16 protein-coding genes are annotated in these 19,122 nt (G+C 58.6%); 8 read left to right on the forward strand and 8 right to left on the reverse strand.

All coding sequences use genetic code 11. The features are described 5' to 3' along the window. Nucleotides 1-19: 19 nt before the first annotated feature. Nucleotides 20-2,293 carry a PAS domain-containing sensor histidine kinase gene (locus tag AC1DLV_RS26345; RefSeq protein WP_476836291.1) on the forward strand — a complete coding sequence of 758 codons (2,274 nt, stop codon included), beginning with the start codon at nt 20-22 and terminating at the stop codon, nt 2,291-2,293. On the opposite strand, the gene AC1DLV_RS26350 is transcribed toward AC1DLV_RS26345, so the two are convergent. Together AC1DLV_RS26350 and AC1DLV_RS26355 are read right to left on the reverse strand one after the other, a co-directional pair. Further along, nucleotides 2,294-3,001, reverse strand: coding sequence for a response regulator (locus tag AC1DLV_RS26350; protein ID WP_476802992.1), 708 nt, complete (start codon nt 2,999-3,001; stop codon nt 2,294-2,296). It abuts the gene before it with no gap. 61 nt (nt 3,002-3,062) lie between these two features. Beyond that, entirely contained in the window at nt 3,063-5,306 is a 2,244-nt protein-coding gene (locus tag AC1DLV_RS26355; RefSeq protein WP_476802993.1) for an ATP-binding protein, read from the reverse strand. A gap of 343 nt (nt 5,307-5,649) precedes the next feature. Between AC1DLV_RS26355 and AC1DLV_RS26360 the strand changes: the two genes are divergently transcribed. The 4 genes from AC1DLV_RS26360 (at nt 5,650) to AC1DLV_RS26375 (ending at nt 7,907) form a co-directional block, all read left to right on the forward strand. After that, nucleotides 5,650-6,009, forward strand: a complete 360-nt coding sequence (locus AC1DLV_RS26360; protein WP_476802994.1) for a hypothetical protein — start codon at nt 5,650-5,652, stop codon at nt 6,007-6,009. Between the two features lie 142 nt (nt 6,010-6,151). Continuing rightward, nucleotides 6,152-6,391 (forward strand): DUF1127 domain-containing protein, encoded by a 240-nt coding sequence (locus tag AC1DLV_RS26365; RefSeq protein WP_476802995.1) that lies wholly within the window; start codon nt 6,152-6,154, stop codon nt 6,389-6,391. Further along, nucleotides 6,372-7,235, forward strand: a complete 864-nt coding sequence (locus AC1DLV_RS26370) for an alpha/beta fold hydrolase (RefSeq protein WP_476802996.1) — start codon at nt 6,372-6,374, stop codon at nt 7,233-7,235. The genes AC1DLV_RS26365 and AC1DLV_RS26370 overlap by 20 nt, the downstream gene beginning before the upstream one ends. A 435-nt stretch (nt 7,236-7,670) precedes the next feature. Then, nucleotides 7,671-7,907, forward strand: coding sequence for a DUF1344 domain-containing protein (locus tag AC1DLV_RS26375; RefSeq protein WP_476802997.1), 237 nt, complete (start codon nt 7,671-7,673; stop codon nt 7,905-7,907). A gap of 1,258 nt (nt 7,908-9,165) precedes the next feature. On the opposite strand, the gene AC1DLV_RS26380 is transcribed toward AC1DLV_RS26375, so the two are convergent. The 3 genes from AC1DLV_RS26380 to AC1DLV_RS26390 are packed head-to-tail and all read right to left on the reverse strand — an operon-like array spanning nt 9,166 to nt 12,156. Beyond that, nucleotides 9,166-10,353: an NAD(P)/FAD-dependent oxidoreductase gene (locus tag AC1DLV_RS26380; protein ID WP_476802998.1), complete on the reverse strand. Its 1,188-nt coding sequence runs from the start codon at nt 10,351-10,353 to the stop codon at nt 9,166-9,168. Further along, nucleotides 10,350-11,072: a methyltransferase domain-containing protein gene (locus tag AC1DLV_RS26385; RefSeq protein ID WP_476802999.1), complete on the reverse strand. Its 723-nt coding sequence runs from the start codon at nt 11,070-11,072 to the stop codon at nt 10,350-10,352. The genes AC1DLV_RS26380 and AC1DLV_RS26385 overlap by 4 nt, the downstream gene beginning before the upstream one ends. A gap of 7 nt (nt 11,073-11,079) precedes the next feature. Continuing rightward, on the reverse strand, nt 11,080-12,156 hold the full coding sequence (locus tag AC1DLV_RS26390; RefSeq protein ID WP_476803000.1) for a type III polyketide synthase: 1,077 nt from the start codon (nt 12,154-12,156) through the stop codon (nt 11,080-11,082). A gap of 387 nt (nt 12,157-12,543) precedes the next feature. Here AC1DLV_RS26390 and AC1DLV_RS26395 point away from each other — a divergent pair, with 387 nt between their 5' ends. The 3 genes from AC1DLV_RS26395 (at nt 12,544) to AC1DLV_RS26405 (ending at nt 13,674) form a co-directional block, all read left to right on the forward strand. Then, nucleotides 12,544-12,804, forward strand: a complete 261-nt coding sequence (locus AC1DLV_RS26395; RefSeq protein WP_476803009.1) for a DUF982 domain-containing protein — start codon at nt 12,544-12,546, stop codon at nt 12,802-12,804. Nucleotides 12,805-13,082: 278 nt separating this feature from the next. Further along, nucleotides 13,083-13,439, forward strand: a complete 357-nt coding sequence (locus tag AC1DLV_RS26400) for a hypothetical protein (RefSeq protein ID WP_476803001.1) — start codon at nt 13,083-13,085, stop codon at nt 13,437-13,439. A 67-nt stretch (nt 13,440-13,506) separates the two neighbouring features. Next, nucleotides 13,507-13,674 (forward strand): Thivi_2564 family membrane protein, encoded by a 168-nt coding sequence (locus AC1DLV_RS26405; RefSeq protein ID WP_476788468.1) that lies wholly within the window; start codon nt 13,507-13,509, stop codon nt 13,672-13,674. An 80-nt stretch (nt 13,675-13,754) separates the two neighbouring features. On the opposite strand, the gene AC1DLV_RS26410 is transcribed toward AC1DLV_RS26405, so the two are convergent. The 3 genes from AC1DLV_RS26410 to AC1DLV_RS26420 form a co-directional block, all read right to left on the reverse strand. Continuing rightward, the gene (locus AC1DLV_RS26410; protein WP_476803002.1) at nt 13,755-17,222 is read right to left on the reverse strand and encodes an ATP-binding protein; all 3,468 of its coding nucleotides are present in this window, start codon (nt 17,220-17,222) and stop codon (nt 13,755-13,757) included. Next, a complete protein-coding gene (locus tag AC1DLV_RS26415; protein WP_476803003.1) occupies nt 17,219-18,478 on the reverse strand; it encodes a metallophosphoesterase family protein in 1,260 nt (419 codons plus the stop codon). The genes AC1DLV_RS26410 and AC1DLV_RS26415 overlap by 4 nt, the downstream gene beginning before the upstream one ends. Nucleotides 18,479-18,985: 507 nt before the next feature. Then, on the reverse strand, nt 18,986-19,122 hold a 137-nt coding region (locus AC1DLV_RS26420), incomplete at its 5' end, for an NAD(P)(+) transhydrogenase (Re/Si-specific) subunit beta (RefSeq protein ID WP_476802739.1).

A 19,122-nucleotide genomic window follows, 5' to 3' on the forward strand; every position in this document is an offset into this window, starting at 1 on the left:
ATCAAATAATGGATACAACATGCTAGGTGTCGCCGCTGCCGCTCCAGAGGAGATACGATTGGCATTTTTGTCGGGCGGTGGAGAAGTTGGGAAACTGATTGCCGCGCTTGCCTGGGAGCGTACATCGCTTGGGCCGATTGAAAATTGGTCCCAGGGACTGAAATCGACGGTTTCACTCATACTCCGTTCTTCAGTGCCAATCGTCACTTTGTGGGGGGAGGACGGCGTCATGATCTACAATGACGCTTACTCAGTATTTGCTGATCGCCGCCATCCTCAAATTCTGGGCAGCAAGGTGCGCGAGGGCTGGCCCGAAGTCGCCGAATTCAACGATCATGTCATGAAAGTCGGACTCGCTGGCGAGACGCTCGCATATCGTGATCAGGAACTCACGCTCAACCGTTCAGGAAAAGCCGAACAAGTCTGGATGAACTTGGACTACTCGCCAATCCTCGACGAAAGCGGCCGCCCCGCCGGCGTGATCGCCATTGTTGTGGAGACAACGGCCAAGGTGGCTGCGGAGCGTTGGCGTATGAGCGAACTCGACCGCAAGCGTCAATTGTTCGAACAAGCCCCCGGCTTCATTGCCATGCTGGCTGGCCGAGATCACGTATTCGAACTCACCAACGCAGCCTATAGGCAACTCATCGGCCATCGGGACGTCTTGGGCATGACGGTACGAGATGCGTTGCCTGAAATTGCGAGCCAAGGTTTCATCGAGCTCCTGGATCAAGTCTATGTCACCGGTGAGCCCTTCTTTGGATCGTCGGTGAAGGCCTCGTTGCAGCGCATGCAAGGTGCCCCTGAAGAGAACCGCCTCATCGATTTCGTCTATCAACCGGTCCGAAGCCCCAGTGGGGAAATCATTGGGATATTCGTACAAGGCAACGACGTTACCGAGCGTCTCGTCGCTGAAACGGCCCTGCGAAACAGCGAGGCGCAATTCCGCACTTTCGCCGAGGCAATGCCGAACCATGTATGGACCTCGACAGCCGACGGACAACTGACGTGGTTCAATCCGCGCGTCTATGAGTACAGTGGGGCTGGCCCTGGTGAGCTTGACGGTGACCGCTGGGCAAAAATCGTCCACCCCGATGACATAGCTGACGCAGCCGAGAATTGGGAAAAAGCCATCCTGCACGGCGTCTTCTATGAGACCGAATTCAGACTGCGCCGCCACGACGGAGTTTTTCGCTGGCACATTGCACGAGCAGTTCCCATTCTCGACCAGAATGGCAATCGTCTCCAATGGATCGGGACGAATACAGACATTGACGACCAAAAGGGCGCTGCACAGGCCCTTGCTCAGAGCGAGCGGCGGTTGCAGCTGTCGCAGAACGCGGCGGGGATCGTTTCATTGGAAGTTGATATCGCCACAGGGCACGTCTTCGGGTCCGACGGCTTTTGGGATCTATGGGGCTTGAGCCCTCAGCCCTTCGTTCATGTCAGCGAACTCGAATCCATCGTCTTGGAAGCCGACAAGGACATTCGTTCGAATCCCGAGACGCGCGAACAGGGGACAGCACTTGCCAATGTCGAATATCGTATTCGGCGCCCCGATACAGGTGAACTGCGCTGGCTTTCTCGCCACATCGACTTTGTCCGGGACGCCTCTGGAAAGACGATCAAGATGTTTGGCGTTATGCAAGACATCACCGACAGGAAAGAAGCTGAAGCGCGGCAGGAGATGCTTAAATACGAGCTGGAGCACAGGATCAAGAACATCCTTGCCATGGTAGGCGCGATAGCCTCTCAGACGCTTCGGAATGCGGCAAATGTGGAGGTGGCACGCATCGCACTCAACGAACGCATCCGGGCGGTAGCGAACGCCCATGATCTTTTGAACGACACGCGCTGGACAAATGCATCGATCGGCAAGGTCGTTGAAGGTGCGGTAGCAGTATTTCCGCTTGGACAGATCACAATTTCGGGCCCGCAAATAGCCATCAATCCGAAGATGGCACTAACATTGGCGCTTGCCGTAAACGAGCTGGGAACCAACTCGCTGAAATATGGAGCTCTGTCCACCTTGGGCGGAAAAGTGACTATCGACTGGTCTGTTGCGCAGCCAGGTTCTATTTCTGAAGATTCCACCTTCGTCTGGAAGTGGCGTGAGATCGGCGGGCCTAGCGTGGCTCTACCAGATAGGAAAGGCTTCGGCACCTTCCTGATTGAACGCGTGCTCGGCGTCGATTTCGGCGGCGTGGTTGAATACATCTTCAACCTGGAGGGGGTCGAGTGCGTGCTGACAGCGCCGATACCCTCAACGATCGGACGACCCTCCACTCATTGACTACGAGTAGAGATATCCCACGCCGCGGATAGTTCTGATCACCTCCGGCTTGGAGGGATCGTGCTCGATCTTTTTTCGCAGCCTAGAAATCCTGATGTCGATGCTGCGATCGTAGGGATCCCATCCGCGATCATGGGCAAGCTCCAGCAACTGGTCACGATTGAGCGTTCGGCCGCGATTGTCGGCAAACACTTTCAAGAGCTGGAACTCCATTGGCGTAATAGCAATGTCGGCACCATCGGCGTCGAGCAACTTGTGAGTTTCCAGGTCCAGCCGACAGCTGCCGAACTGAGCTATATGCGGACCCAGATGATCCCCCTTCGCCTGCTCCTGTCCTGAGGTTCTGCGCAGCACTGCCTTCACCCGGGCAAGCAACTCCCGCAAGTCGACGGGCTTGGCGATATAGTCATCGGCACCAATCTCGAGACCAACCACCCGGTCAATGATCTCGGCGGAGCCCGTCAGCATGATGATGGCAACCTTGGAATGTTCGCGCAGAAAACGCGCCAGCGAGAGGCCGTCTTCGCCAGGCATGCGGATATCGAGTATGACGACATCAACAGGAGGCTGGGCGTCGATGAGCGCGCGCAGGGCGGGACCTGCATCGGCGGTTGTTACAGCGAAACCATTGCGCTCCAGATACTCCGCGACCGTGTCGCGTATATCCGGCTCGTCATCGCAGACAACGATGTGCGGGTTGGCGTTCAACGCGTCCTCACCTCGGGTTGAAAATACCCCTCTTCGCAAGGGCAGGCAAATCCATCGCGCTTCAGCCGTCCCTGTCGACCAGTTTTGAGACAAACATCCGGAGTTCGAACGGCTTTACGGGCTTCTCGAGGTAAGGCCGCCTTGTCGCGCGCAAGAAGGCCTGCGCATCCGGGCTGATTGTGTCACCGGTTAGGAAAGCGAGCCTGTCCGCCTGCGCCGGATGAAAGTCAGAGACATGATTGTAGAGCCTGCGGCCATCCATATCGGGCATCCTGAGGTCGCTGAGGATGATATCGAATTTGCGCAGCCTCAGCTGCATCAGCGCCTCTTTTCCTGACTTGGCGATGATCACCGTGAACCCGTCCTGGGCGAGAATCTCAGCGATCAGTTCGCCCACATCCTTTTCGTCTTCCACCACCAGGCAGACGCGCCCTGTCGATTTGGACGGTTCGGCTGCGATGGACCCGGCACGTTCAACGAGCCGGTCGGAAGCTGGAAGCGAAACCACAAAGGTTGAACCGCCACCGTGAGTGGTTTCGACCCGGATAGTACCTTGGTGGGATTGGACGATGCGATGGCAGAAAGACAAGCCGATACCGGTGCCCGCCCCAACATCCTTGGTCGTGAAAAAGGGCTCGAAGATACGCGGCAGGATTTCAGCTGATATTCCAGGACCAGTATCAGCGACCCTGAGGACGATATTGCCGCTCTCCGGGTGGAGCTGGGTCGAGACCGTAATCTGCTTTTGGCCATCCCAGTCATGCAGCGCATGCTCGGCATTGACCAGCAGATTGATCAAAACCTGGCTGAGCTGATCGGGGTCGGCCCATACCGCAGGCAAGTTGGGCTCGAGCCGAAGTACCAGCTTGATGTCGGAAGACTTGATGGAATAGCCCGCGACCTCCGTCGCCGCCGTCACGATGTCGTCGATCGCAACATTCGATGTCCTTGCCGGCTGCTGCCTGGCCATCGCCAGGAATGTCCTGACTATCCTTGCGCAACGTTCCGCGGCCTTGCTGATCTTGTCGGCCCGCTCGACAGTCTTGGGATCCGACGCCATCTCCTTCAGCGTCAAGGACATACCGAGCACCACCGACAGCGGGTTGTTCAACTCGTGTGCTACGCCCGCAAGCAACCCGCCGAGCGCCGATAGCTTCTCGTTTTGGTGCAGCGTTTCGCGCTGGCGCTCCAGTTGCTGCTGCATCTCCATACGATCAGAAAGGTCGTAGGTGTGCGAGACAATGACTTGCTCGCCATGAAATTCGATCAGCTTGGCCGAGATCGAGCACCAGCACGGTTGCCCGTCCTTGCGCTTGAGCTGAGTCACGAAATCGTCGACCACCCCCTCGCGCAACAGGCGCTCGACGAATTGTTTCCGATGCAACGGGTTGATGTAACTGTCGAAGGCGCGCTCGACATCGCCGAGCAACTCCTCCGAGGCCGGACTGCGATAGAGCACCCTGCCATCATCCGCCCGGGTCATCTGGATGCTGGCGGGGCACGCCTCGAGAACGCGGCGTACCAGTTCGTCAGCCTCCTTCGCCGCCAATTCGGCGCGCTTGCGCTCAGTAATGTCGACCCGGGTGACAACGAAGCCGCCCTCGCGTGTCGGACAATTCGAAACGAAGAACCAACCTCCATCGCTGTGTTGGAATTCCTGCTGGCGGAATTCCCGGCGATCCTTAGCCCGTTCGGCCAGCCAGTCTTCGATTCTATCCTGTGAAATGGGAAACTGGTTGCGTTGCGCGGTCACCCGCAGGAAGTCGAACCAATTGACTCCCGAAACCAGCACGTCGGCGCTGACGGAATGCATCTTTCGGTACTGGCTGTTGGCCAGAACCAGGCGATCGTCCTTGTCGTAGAGCGCAAAACCTTCCGCCAGGGATTCGATGCCGTCAGCCAACCGCTCGTTGGCCTGCCGGGTCTGCTCCTGAGCGACGATCATGTCGGTGATGTTAGTCGCGTTGGAGACGATCACCGACCGTCCCTGGAAATCGATCAGCCGCGCCGAGATCGAGCCCCAGAAGATATTGTCGTTGGCATCGTACTGCCGCACGCGAAAATCATCGATGCAGCCTTTTTCCAGCAGGACGCTTACCAGCGTCTGGCGGTCGTCGGGATCAACGTAATAGTCGCCGATGTGCGAGCGGTCGCCATAAAGCTCCTTGCTGGCTGGATTGCGATAGAGCGTTTCCCCGGCAATGGTCGACATGCGCGTCGGCACCGGGCAGGCATCGAGCACCCTTTGCATGAGGACAGTCGCTTCGCGTTCAACCGCCTCGGCCTTCTTGCCGTCAGCTTGCATGCGTCATCTCCTCGACATCAGGCAGAAGCCTCCGCATCGTCTTCACGGCGGCGTGAAAGCCGCTCGCTGAATACAAGCCCTGTGTTTCGGTTTTAGGTCGAACCTCTTCTGTTTTGTTTCAATTGTTCCGATATGCGCGCCAACTACGCGAACAAACGAAACATTTTTCCTCCATTTTGGAGGGCTAGCTGAAACAAGGCTGGGTTAGCTTTCACTGCGTCGACTTCGCTCGGCCGCGCTGCAGCCGAAGGAGTCTACCAAAAAACCTGAGCTCTGTTGATGGGGCACGCGAACGACAGGGCGCGCACGAAGTCAACCGACTACACCCACGAGGAGATGGACGATGAGACTGACCCTTTTCGCCTTATCCGCAATCTTGCCGACATTCGGCGCAGCACAAGCCAACGATTTCGGCTCGCTCATGCAGTTTCCCAGCTTTGACGGATTGTCCGTAAGGCAGCCGCACTCGGCACCTTACAGAGCCATGCCAGGCGAGGTCTCGGATTTCTCTTCTCAAGCCTCGCTGGGAAGTTCGCCGGGAAGGATGCGATACCTGTTTTGGGAAGCACCGGTACGTTCGACGACCCGCAGTGCACAGCGCAGCTTCGGCCTCACGTCCTCCGACACGCTGACCGATAGCGCTGCACGTCTTAGCGCCAAGCCGCTCATTCCGTGCACCGACAGCACGCCGCGTGCTGACTAAGCCCGATAGCGAAAGGCGCGCCCGTCACCTGTTTGAAACAAACGAAACACTGCTCACCAATTCCAGAAAACGAGCTGAAATAGGAATGAACTAGAACAGAAATGTCGCTGGTCTGGCGTCGTTCACGGACGGAGGTCCCAAAATGCCCACGCTCACCATTCGATCCCCAGCTTCGGCTCTTGCCCCAACCTGGGTTGCAAAACTTCGCCTTGCCTTTCAGGCATACCGCGCAAGGCAGGCACATTACCGCGCCGTCAAGCATCTGTCCGAACTGGACGACTTCCTGCTGAAGGATATTGGCGTTCCCAGGTGCGAAATAGATTGGCTTGCCCATGGTTCTTCCGCCGGCCGGAGGCGTGGCCATGAAGACGACCTGGGCTGACTTGAACAGGCTTGATGTCGCTGAGGTTGACTTCAGGCCACCTGTGCTGGCGCTCCACGGTGCTGCCAGCAGCGGGCAGCAATGGCACGGGCTCTCGGATTACCTCAGGGGCCGCTATTGGGTGCACGCACCAGATTTGCCCGGATATGGCGATACGCATGCTGCGCACAGCCTCGGGCAAATCGCGGCAAGCTTGATCGCAGTCATGCAGCGCAACGACACGCCAATTCACGTCGTCGGCCATCTGCACGGCGCGGCACTCGCTATGCAAATCGCCATGGCAAGGCCGGATCTAGTGCGTAGCCTTACGCTCATCGAGCCCGCGGTTTATCATCTGCTGCGCGACGGCGATCCAAACGACGTGGCCTTGCTTGCCAAGCTTACCGAACTGGCGGAAGAAATTGATGCCGCTGTCGGTGCCAATGAGCCGGCTGCGGCCATGCGCGTATATATCGACTTCTGGCATGGCCAAGGCGCCTGGGAGAATTCCAGTGGCGCCCTTCGCCACAAACTTGCCGCGCAAGCGGCGCAGGTGGCCTCGGATCTCGCCGCTTCGCTTACCAAATCATGGCCGTTGGGGAATTGCGCCCAACTGGTTTGCCCGACGCTGGCAGTGATGGCGCTTGAAAGCCCGCTCGCCAGTCTGCGGGTCACAGAGATGGTCGCGGAAACGATTCCAGACGCGCGCCTGGTGATGGTCCCGGATGCGGGACATATGGCGCCGCTAACCGATCCCCATATCATCGATCCCATGATCGCCGCTCATTTGACAGCTGCCGATCGGTCAAGGCGCGATTTGCAGGCGTGGCACACGGCCCGCGCCTGGAGTTCAGCGGCGCGATAAAAGGAACCTAACGGCCGCACGCCGTTTGGTTGACAGCGCAAAGCCCGTCGCCTGAATTGCCTCCCAGCGATTGCACATCCAGCCACCAGTCTACACAACGGCTCGTGCGCCAAACCGACATGCCTGCGGGGCCACTGCCCCGCCGCAGACGCACCCAGCGACACAGCCAATTCGCCCAATCTGACGGCCCGCCGCGCCGCACGTCCGCTCGGCCGCCATGATGCTTGGCTCCGACGCGAAGCTCGGCGTGAGATCATTTCCGGATCCTACAGAAACATCTTTGTGACGGCCTGTCCTTTCATTTTTCTTCGTTTTTAGCCCGATTGAAACAAACGAAACATTTATTGCCCAGCCCAGAAAACGGCACGAAACAGAGGCCCGCTAGAAATGAGACGTCGCCGATGTTGGCGTCACCTCCCAAGAAGGAAACACTCAATGAAGACCCTTGTTCTCGCAGCCGCTTCACTCGCCTTCATGTCCGGCGCCGCCTTGGCGTCGTCCTCGAACGGTATGATCGCCAAGTTCAACCCGTATACGCGCGTCGTTACGCTCGAGAGCGGCAAGAGCTTCACCATTCCGCGCGATGTTGCCCTTCCGGCCCTGCAGGTCGGCGAAAAAGTTTCGATTCAGCTCAACGACGAAGGTGACAAGGTCACCAGCGTACTGCGGTAGATCTGATCCCCACGGATCTCCGCTGCAGGCGGCCTGCCAGGCTGCCGCGAAGCCATGGGCGCCCGCCCCGCCCATGGTTTTTTGCATTGTCGAGTTCGCAAGCCGCTCGCGTAATACTCCCGCGCCGACGCCTCTCCCAATGGCTCTCAGGTGGGGCACCTTTTCCCGTCGCTTCACTAGTTGACCCCGAACTTGGCCTTGCCCGAATAGCTTTGGGCGTTGCCGGAGAACTCGCCCACGAAACCGACGGAAGCGAAGAAACCCGAGCGAGTTCAGGATGAGTGCCTATTCCAGCGTGTCCTTCATCCTTGACGCTGCCTAGCGCAACGTTTGGGAGCATCTTCAATTGATCCCCAGCGGTCCATTCCGCGCATTCGGCGACGAAGCGCTGCTGCTTGTCAGTTGGCCCCACGTCTGATTACCTTCGATGGAAGCCTATCAGGAGATTGCAATGCTTAGATCTTGGTATCTGTCGACTGGACTTGCTATCGTCCTGCTAGCCTCACCAATGGCGCTCCCACCTGAGGCAAGCGCCCAGTCCAATGTCAATGTTAACATCAGCATTGGCACCAATCTCAACAGAGGCAGGGGGATAACCTGCAGTCAGGGCGAAAGGCTACTTCGCAATCGTGGCTTCCGAGATATCCGCCGTGTCGACTGCCGCGGTAGGTTCTTCATCTATCGGGCATGGCGCGGAAACATTCGGTTTGAGATCGCTGTTAGACAAAGCAATGGCCGTGTTGTCGACATGCGTCGCATCAGCAGCAGGAGATAGTCTTGCATGGCAGTCCCCAAGGTTTGAGGGAAGACCGCTACAAGCCTCGCGACTGGGATTGAAGATCATCCGATCCCTGAAGCCGGATAGCCCTGCATCCGAGCCTGATGTTGGCGAACGAAATGCAGCAAAGCAACGCGACCGATTTCTAGCGCCAGGGTGAGGCAACGACGGTGACGACTCCCCTCAACGCCCCTCAGAATCATTCGTCTTAACACAGGATCTGTGGCCGTTTACTTCACGACACTCTCTTCCTGAACCGCTGCCAGCGTAAACCAATGTGATGGTTGTGAAGACTGCTATCCATGCAAGAATTACCTTAGTCATGTAAGCCTCCTTTGGTACATTCACAGTGGTAGGCGTCACACAGCGAACCGCTAGGGCGCGCGTCCATCTCCGAGCGGCATCCGAAGGCCCCCGGACGTCTTTGCGGTCTGGCAAGGGATTTCGCACACAGCGCCGAGCGGAGTTTTGGGGAACGGCTCATACATTGCGGAACCCTGGAACACGCTTGGTCTTGCCGCTCAACTTGGCGCCGAAGGTCAGAAGTGCCGGAAAGTTCTGCACCAGAGATCCGGCAACCGCAGCCAGGTTCGGGCGCGCAACGATCCGGGCCAAAGCGCCCGCAGCATGGATGCGGACAAGAAATTGCCTTCGCCACAGGGCGGAATATCTTCGACCTGCACTCTCTCGCAATACCTTGTCGTGGGCACCGGTGCGAGTGAGTTCCGAAGCGAGCAGCCATCCGGATTGGATCGCCATCGAGATTCCTTCTGCAACGATTGGGTGAGCCTCTCCCGCCAAATTGCCAACGCGAAAGATGCCATCTGTATAGCAGGAACGGATGCCCGGTCGTATCGGTCCCGCAGCAAGCCAATTGCCCTCAAGAGCTGCTCCGCCGATCGTGTTCTCCACGCCTCGACAAGTCGCCACGATATGCCTCAGCACCGCATCTCCCGCAGGCTGGCTACCAGAGGCGGCTCGTACTTTTGCGAGGACATCGCGCCGGATGCAGCAGGAGATCGACAGGCGATCATTGTCGGACCAGACAATGCCGCCATAGCCGCCAAGGAAGACAAACAGGGGCATCAAGTCCTGGGGAAGTTGGGCGCCGCAGAAATGGGCCTTGAACCCGAAAAGGTCAGATGGACTGTGCGTCTTGCGCAATCCACTCGGCAGTTTCTCTGGCTCCCATGACCCGTGTGCCGCGATGACCACGGGAGCGCGAAGCATCAAATCCTTGTCCCCCGACGTGATCCGGATGGCCTGGCACTCGCCGTTTGCGACTATTTCAACGGCATGCCATGGCTGGAAGACTTCAGCTCCCGCCTTTCGAGCCGCGTTCAGAAGCAGCGTGTCCAACAGATCCCGACCCAAGGCTCGGCCGTACCCTCCCGCCGAAGCGCGCGGCATGGGTGCCTCGATCATTCTCTCGGCAACGAACAGCCCAATGCGGTGAACTTCGGGGCCCGCCTCGGCCCGCCAAGCATCACCCACGCCGAACCGGTCCAACAAGGCAAGGTTGGTTGCGGAAATGAATTCACCGCAGACCTTGCGACGCGGGAATTCAGTTCTTTCAATGATCGCCACAGTCCAACCTTGTTGGACAAGGCCCAGTGCTGCGGAAGAGCCTGCGGGGCCTGCCCCAATCACTATCGCATCGTAATTCATGTGCGCGCCCCCGACGAAATGTCAGTCGCTGCGAAGACATGGGTGAATGGTCCCGCACGCCACTCTTCGACAAAGCTTCCCGATGCGTCTGGCCACAGACTGGAGAGTTCAGCTCCGCGAAATCCTGCGCGGACGCTGGCCGGCGCATCATGTTGGGTGACCTCGTTGGCGCCAATCGCCCGCAGCAGGCGGGATGCGGTCAGGGCAAGGCGGCATCGGCGCGGCTCGGTGGCGAGGAAAACCCTTGTTTGCGGTCGCAACTTCAAGAGTAAAGTAGCCAGGTCCGCATCCGTGAAATGATGCAGGAACAGATTTGCCGTAGTGACATCAAAACAAGGATGGTCCTCACGAGCCAGCCACTCGAAGACGTCGGCCGTCACGGATTCGACCTGCCAGCCAAGCTTTGCAAAGTCGTCCCGGCAGTCTTGAGTAACGAGGTCGGAGCGGTCCAGAAGCGTCAGCTTCACCCGGGGCCAGTGCGTCGCCAACCTGCGCGCAACCTTCAGCATGAATGTCCCGTCACCTGCTCCTACCTCGAGGATATGCGCTGGCAGCACCGAGACATGGCGCCGAAGCAGCCGAACCATCACGCCAACCTGAAACATCAGCGCGTTGATGCGAATGAGGTCACGCCTGGAGGCTATCGCCCTCGGGTCGTCGGCTGAAAGGCCGTCTAGAATTTCCGGTGCGATCCGACGACATGCGAGTTCTGTCGACATGTGTTGCTCAGTTGACCGTGTGGAACATCATGGTCTCCGCCGTCAGCCCAGGACCAAAGGCCATGGCGCAGCCCAGCAGTCCCGAGCGGCTTCCACGGAGCATTTTTTCGACGACAAACATCACTGTGGACGACGACATGTTGCCGTACTCGCGAAGCACTTGGCGCGAAGCATTCAATGCTTCCGGGCCGAGGCCCAGCGCCCGCTCAACCGCGTCGAGAACAGACCGTCCACCCGGGTGTACAGCCCAAAGCCCGACGTCCCTAATTGAGGCGTGTGCCAGGATGTCGTTGACATTGTTGGTCAAGGCTTCGTGGATGGCGGCTGGAACCTGGCCGGAAAGGAACATGTCGAAGCCGTTGTCGTGGATGCCCCAGGTCATCAAATCCCGCTTGTCGGCAGCCACGACCGCGTGGAAACTTTGGAGGCGGATTCCGTGGGGCTCGGATGTAACAAGTGCTGCTGCGCAACCATCGCCCCAAAGACAGAATGATAGCAACTTCTCCAAATCGGTGGTCTCGTTGAGATGGAGCGTGCAGACTTCGATGTTTACGGCAAGAACCCGGGCCTTGGGGTCAGACCGAACGATGTGGCGCGCGAGCTTCAGGGCGCTGATAGCCGCATAACAACCCATGAAGCCTATCATCGTGCGCTCGACGGATGTCGGCAGCCCGCACATTGCCACCAGATCGAGATCGATACCTGGGGCGGAAAAGCCCGTGCATGTCGTAACAAGAAGATGGGTGATGCGTCCACGGTCCTCGCCAACCAGCAGACGGTCTATGGCCTGTCGCGCGAGCTGGGGCGCAGCAGCCTCGAACATCTGCATGCGCTTGCGCGTCCCGGGAAAAGCGCCGCGAGCAAAGACTTCACCGACGTCGAGCATCGCGCCTTTGGGATCGGCGGTGGGGGCAAAGCATGAATAGCGGTGCTCAATGCCTGCCTTGTCCGCCATGCGAGCGAAAATTGCCTGTCGCCGCGGGTCGTCGGTGAGCAGTGAGGCCGCAAAATCGAGAAAAAAACGATGCACCTCGTGTTCAGGCACAGCGGTTGCGACACGGTTCACATAGGCGTCTGACGACATGGCCATATTCCTGACCTGTACTGTCTGATTGTGTGGTCGAAATTGCATTTGGCGCTGATGCGAGCATCCAGGCCACGCCGACATATATCAGAACGTTCAAGCTGGCGGCGCGGTTCCACGCTCTGGTTGCGGAGCGTGCGGCCCACTTTTCCGCAACTCACACTCAACAACGTCCCTGGCGGGGAAATCGTCCCACGAGCAACGATCATACCCGCACAATAGTCGGGCAACTCCGTGGGGACCGACCGAGAGCGCAGATTTAGCTCCAATGATCAATTTTTCTCGCCACCGCAACGAACTGGGCACGCGTGCGTTGTTCTATACCATTTGCGGAGGTTGCCCTTTTTGAACGCCCTTCCCTTCAATCTGCCAGTTCATGTCGGCGACGTGGACAACGTCGAGTGGGAAATTTCCACTATTCACGACGCGCTGACATTTCTCGAAAGATGGCCCCAAGAACGTCGCGGCCCTATCTATCAGACGGCATTGAGGGCCTGTAGGGCCTCAAAGGAGGCACAGTTGCCCTGTGGCGATGGGCGACTGGCATTTATCGGCTTCGCTCGTTCGGCCGGCATTTTTCGATCAACTACAATCCCGATTTCTGTTGCTCCAGCGCCTCTCAAACCGCGCGAGAATTTTCCGACATAGCCATTTCGATAGGCGGCAACGCGCAAACGGCGGCTGCGCGTTATTCAACCGTCCCACGCTCTGCAGGCGGCATCACTGGATCCAGACCGATAAGGCAGGGGAGCCCTTTGAGACGTCCTGCAGGGAGGCTGGATTTTGGCTGACGCGCCGATGAAGGATTGAGCCCGCGTCCCTGTTCCTCTGGCCACCGCATCCGAGAGCTGGAATTTGGAGAAAGCGGATGGGAACGATTGCTGCGCCGCTACGTTGTTATCAGGTTGTAATTGAAGGAAAAAATGATGGTTGACGCACCGAAGGTTGATCCCCCTGACATCGCCGATATCCAAAAGACGCTCGAAAAGCAGATCTCCGAACTGCGCAAGGAGATAACCAAGATCAACAAATCCATTTCGAAGCGAAGTGCGGCACTTTTGGACGATGCTCGCGACACGGCGAGCGAAGTCTATGATAGCGCATCAGGGCGTGCGTCGCAGGCAGCGCAGCAGCTCCGTACGCAAGCGCAGTCGGTATCAGAGGCTTCCCGCGAGAACCCGCGGACAACCGCTGCCTTGGTCGGCATGGCCGCCTTTGTCGGCATTTTGATCGGCTTGGCCGCTGCAAAGGCTTCGAGTGAAACAAGTGGTCGCTGGTCCTGATCGCAACAATTGACCATCCGACCATAGCTATTGCAGCGCACAGTTCGGTTTCCAAGGAGAGAGCCAAATGGCGTCATCAGTCCTAATCGGCATTCTGATCACATTTCTCGTGATCGTGTTGGTCCTTTACCTCGTCCAGCGGCTGCCCATAGACGGCAGAACGCGACAGATCGTCCAAATAATCGTGATTATTATCGGCATTATATCGCTGCTCAAGTATTTGGCAGTGTTCTAAACGAGATACGCTGGCGGCGTTGGGGCCAATATCAAGTGCGGTCGTGAGGCCGGTCTGCATTGATTGCCCCTTCTGTCTGCCTATCCGAGCTCGTGGATCGTTACGCCCGGCACAACCGTTTTGGCGATCTCGCACAGGTGCTGGTGATGGGTCAGGTAGATTACCTGGCCCGCGCTCGCCATCTCTCCGAACAACCTGAAAACCTCTTCGGATCGGACATGGTCGAAGGTTTCCATGATGTCGTCGGCAATGAATGGCACTGAGGGTCGAAACTGGGCAAACTCGTAGTAGCCGGCAAGCCTCAGGGCCAAATAGAGCTGAAAACGCGCACCCTTTGACAAGGCGTCGGCGACCTTGGACTGCCCGTCGCGTTGCAATGCGATCAGGACCTCGCCGCCTTTCACAGGCTGGGTTGCCAGGCCAGAGTATTGACCGCGCGTGATGAGCACGAAAGCGTCCGATGCACGCGCCATCATCGCGGAGCGATGACGCTCGCGGTATGCGCGCAGAGCATTTCCAGCGGACATAACGCCCAGTTTCAGCTCGATGTAACGGACAGCTTTTTCCTCAATTTCCAGAAGGACGGTGCGACGTTCGGCATCTATTCGGGCAACAGCGCTGTCGCCGCCAATGGCGTCCAGCTTGTCGGCCGCTCGCGTCTGCCGGATAAGCTGTTGTTGGATCGTTTCGTCGACACCCTGGAGCCGTTGCTCGCTTTCAGCCTTCTCGATTGCGAGGCGATCTAAGTCGAGAGCGTCCAACATCGAACGCGCCTGCGCGATCTCCTCCACCGCGAGTTCGGCCAACAACTGCTCTTCAAGTTCGGCCACGGCCATGCGCAGACGATCCCTGTCGCGCAGCAGCTCGTCGCGTTCCACGACTTCGGATAAAGTGGTTACACCAAAGACGCCCAACACCTCATTCTTGCGGCGTTCATGCGCGGCGATTTCGACATCGAGGGTGTCACGAGCATCTCGCAGGCGCTGTAGGTCGTTGACGAGGCTTGCCTTCGCCTCGCGACTGCGGTCAGCGCGTTCCAGGCGCTCAGCAAGCCGGATCACCAACTGTTCCGGCTCGTCGTCCGCCAGGTCACCCGCCTCGGCTGCTGCAGCGGTAACCTCGGCAATGAAACTATCTCTGTCTGCCTCCATCTTTGCGATGCGGAGCTGCATCGCATCCCGATCCTGGATGGTCTTGGACAGTTCGGCCAGTTGATCAAGTACGTTGCCGACACTGGGCGCCGAAAGCCCATTCTCTAGCCAGGTGCCTTTAAGCGCCTCCGCAACGCCGGCCAGCCATTCGTCCTCACGCCTTTCGGCCACGTCCACAGCCCGTCGTCTGGCTGCCAGATACTCCTCCTGCGCGCTAACTGTTTTGATCGCCTCGGCGCGTTCAGCGTCGACTTTGACCTGCCTGTCGAGGAACAGCTCTGTGACGACCATGATCGTCTCCAAACTCTCGCGGGCATCCGACCTTATGCCGACACTCTCCAGCGCCCCGCTCAGCTCCAGGCGTATGCGGTTTTCCTCGTCGGTCACCCGACCAATCTTCTTACGCGCGACCTCGATCTCCTCCCACGCCGCGAGCGCATCGGTCCGGGCAGAAATACGGTCCTCGATCAGTTCGATCAGACGCTCAGGCGACGACTCCAGGCATTCGCCGAGCAGATCTCTCGCCGCAACGCGGATTTCCGAAAGTATTGCGTCCACGTCCAAGTCGATCTGCGAAAGTTGATCGCGCACCCGCAAGATGACTGCCGCGGTTTCAGCGAGGCTGCGAATCGTCGTCCGGATTTCAGCGAGCTCGCGCGCATTGGCCAGGCGAACTGCTCCAACATTGTCGTCACGAGCCAGCACTGCCGCAAAATCGTCGGCCGTTTCACCCTTAAGATCATGCCGATGCCTTGCCCAAGCCTCGTCCCGGGCACGCCGAATGGCGGTGGCGGCTTCATCGTCTGTTACATCGACCGAGGCGCGAAGAGCCTCCAGTCGCGCCGAGAGCAATTCGTGATTGCCTTGGTATTCTCCAAGACGTTCGCAGAGAACCTCCCTGTTCGTCTTGAGCTCTCCCGAGCGGCTTTTCCATGCGCCAAGCTGGCGGGCGCTAGGAACCGAAATATTGGCCAGCGCCTGAGCATCTCCCGCCCAGGGATGCAGGCGGCGGATCGCGGCCTCCCATCGAATTCCGCGCTCGTCCTCCACCTCTCGTGCTGTCTTGATTTCCCGTATGTGCCCACTCCCCCTCGCTTTCGACAAGGCCGAGGTCAGCCTTGCCCTGGCAGGCTCGGGCACAGCCCTTTCTTCGCCAACGCGATCTCGTGCTGTCTGAAGCGCATCATGGGCTGCGGCCGCTTCATCGCGTGCGACGCGTACGCTCGTGGCGATCCCTGATCGCTGTTCGACCATATTGCGAACGGCGCCGACAATGGCAGCAGGCAAAAGCAGCGCGGCAGGGTCCGACTCGGAGGACCGTCCCAGAGCAGCAAGGCAGGTCGCCACGGCGATATCCAGTATTTGCAGGTCCGTCCTGCGACTGGGCAGGTCCAAGCCGGCCGAGATGTATCGCACCTTGCGATCCGCCAGTCCGCGAACTCGCTCGGAGATCGCAAGAATCATATCGTCCATCTCGACCGACGCGATTTTCATTGTCACTCGGTCGACCTCGTCGACGTTCGCTGACAGCCGCGTTCTCAGGCTTGCGTCGTCATCGATCATCTCGGCGACACTGCCTGTCCAAGTCCGTGGGGGTGAAGCGATGTCAGGCAATTCAGTCAGCCGGGCTGACTTGCGTCGGATATCCGCGAGGATAGGAACCGCGCGCAGATACTTCGCAATGGTATCGAGCCGAGCCGACAGCACCGACCGTTCGGCGATGCTGCCATCGTATTTTTCAGTCGCGTCAAGACGTTCGGCCTCAAGGGTCTCGAACGTCGACGCCAATGTGTCGATTGCATCCTTCCCAGACTTCAGTTCCGCAAGTCGCTTCTTTAGAAGCGCAAGTTCGGTTCCGTGTGCCTGTCTGCGATAGAGCCCGTCCGCTTCAGCTTCGAGCGCGTTCAATGTGTCACTGGCCTGCCCGAGACCGGCGCTGGCCGTGAACAGCAGCTTGCCCAGGTCCCCACGCGACTCCAGGATCGATTTTCCGCCTGCTTCCAGCGTCTCGTCGTCCAACGAGAACATGGTGCCGTATGCGTCCCGGGACAGACCTGCGAGATGGGCCGTTATCGCCACCTCGCTCACCGGTTGCCCCAGAGCGTTCAACAGCGAGTTGTTTCGTTGTTTCGTGCGCGAGAATGTATGCTCCTCTCCCCCGAATTCGAGCACGCCGCCTATGCGCATGGCGCTATATTCATGAAGGAAATTGTAGCGGCTGCGTTCTTCGATGCCGAACAGCAAGTCCAGATAGCCCGAAAGCGCAGTCGACTTGCCGGCTTCGTTCAGCCCGAACACAATGTGCAGGTCTGGCCCAGACTCCGGTCTTGGGCCGAACTCGATCGTCCTGTCAGTGAACTTTCCATATCGAATGAGATCGAGCCGCCGGAGCCTCATTGCAATCCACCTGCCTTGAGGCGGGCCGTGACCAGGTCAGTGCCGCTGGCAAGGACACTATCGAGGAACAATTCGAGCGCAGCCTCATCCTTGCCGGCGAAGTCGCGCCCGTCGGGGGGAAGATCCGCAATCGTTTTTTGGACCAATGCCCTCGCTTCGGCACGGAAGGCTTCCGAGCTGGCGTTGGCGCGCATGGATTCAGCGAGTTCGAAAATCGGATCCGCGATACCTTCTAAAGCCTCCGTCCTGGGCGGAGAGAGGTCCAGCTCCAGCTTTTCCACCCATGTGTCGCCTGCCTGCTCCGCGACCTGCTCGGCTTCCGCCAGCAGCAGGTCCCTGTCGCGGATCAGTGCCCACGACAAAGGCGTCGCCCCTGTCAGACCGAGACGGACCACAACGTGCCGGGATCTGACCGACGCCCGGATATCTTCAAGTGCGGATCGGATTCGTCCGATGACTTCAGGGCCTTCCATCGTCCCGGTCACATCGATGTTCACGCGCTCGAATTGCGCGACACTCGTCAGCCTTTCCTCAATCTCGACGGAACGGTCGTCACGTATCGTTACCAAAGTGACGGATTTTTCTCCGGCCTCGTTGATGTCCCTGCCTTGCGGCATTCCTGGCATCACCACCGTGCTTGCTCCTGGATGGATTTTGCGGACGTGAATGTGCCCGAGCGCCCAGAAATCAAAGCCGTGGTTGTGCAAATCAGCGACGCTGCACGGCGCGTAGACGTCGTGACCGGGCGATCCAGCCAGGCTGGTGTGCATGATGCCCACATTGACCGCTCCTTCGCGTGCAGCGGAATATTTGGCGAGCAGACTTTCCGGTGCCTTAGGGCTCGCGAAGCTCAATCCGTGAAACATGACATCCAGCCCGCCAGCTGTTTGGAGCACGGGCTGGGGACGACCGCCGAAAATCGTTACTGTGTCCGGAAACACCAGCTGTTTCGATATCCGCGACATGGCGTCGTGATTGCCGCGGATCTTGAAAACCCTGATGCCGCCTTGGTGAAGACGTGTCATCTGCGATGCTAGGAACCGCGCGGTTTTCATCGAGGTCTGATCGCCATCATAAAGATCGCCGGCAATGACGAGGGCATCGACACCTTCTGTTAGGCATAGATCCACGATGGAGACAAAAGCCTGGCGACTGGCGTCTCCGACGAGCTCGGCAAGAGCCGGGTTTCGCATCGCCAGAGAACGGAGAGGTGAATCGAGGTGAATATCGGCTGTATGTACAAATCGAAATGCCATTCGGCGGTCTCCAGCCACGGAACAAACGGGGTGTTCGACCGCGGCTCGACAAAAATTACACGACACGCGGTACTGGCTGTCCTGAGCCCTGGCTACGATTCATCTGGCACCGGCGTAGTTCTCGTTGGCCTCTTACCACGTTGGTAGACGTAGTTGTCAAAGCTCGACCAGCGCCCGGCATCTGTGACTGAGCCCCAGATTTCATTCATCCAACAGCAGAGCCTTAAGTCCAAGGCAGCTTGGCAAAAGCGGGACAACTAAGGATACGGAGGTCGGATGCCCCTAGGTGGTGCGAATTTCGTTCCAAATCGGCCACGACCGTATGGGTTCGACGATATCAGCCGGCTCGGCGCGCATCACCATCGGCAAGGTCGAGCGGATGAAGCCAGATTTGGCCGCCCGGACATACTGGTGCAATAGGACCCAGCTGATGGCGACAAAAAAGCCCGGCGCATTTGCCGGGCTTTTTTCAGTTCTGGCTGCAGCGAGATCGCCTGAGCGCTTGGCTCAGTGATCCATGGCCTTGACGATTTCTTCCGTCATCTTCTTGGCGTCGCCGAGCAGCATCATGGTGCCGTCCTTGTAAAACAGCGTGTTGTCGATGCCGGCATAGCCGGAGCCGAGCGAGCGCTTGACGAACAGGC

The sequence above is a fragment of the Aminobacter sp. 01T433 genome (assembly GCF_056398585.1).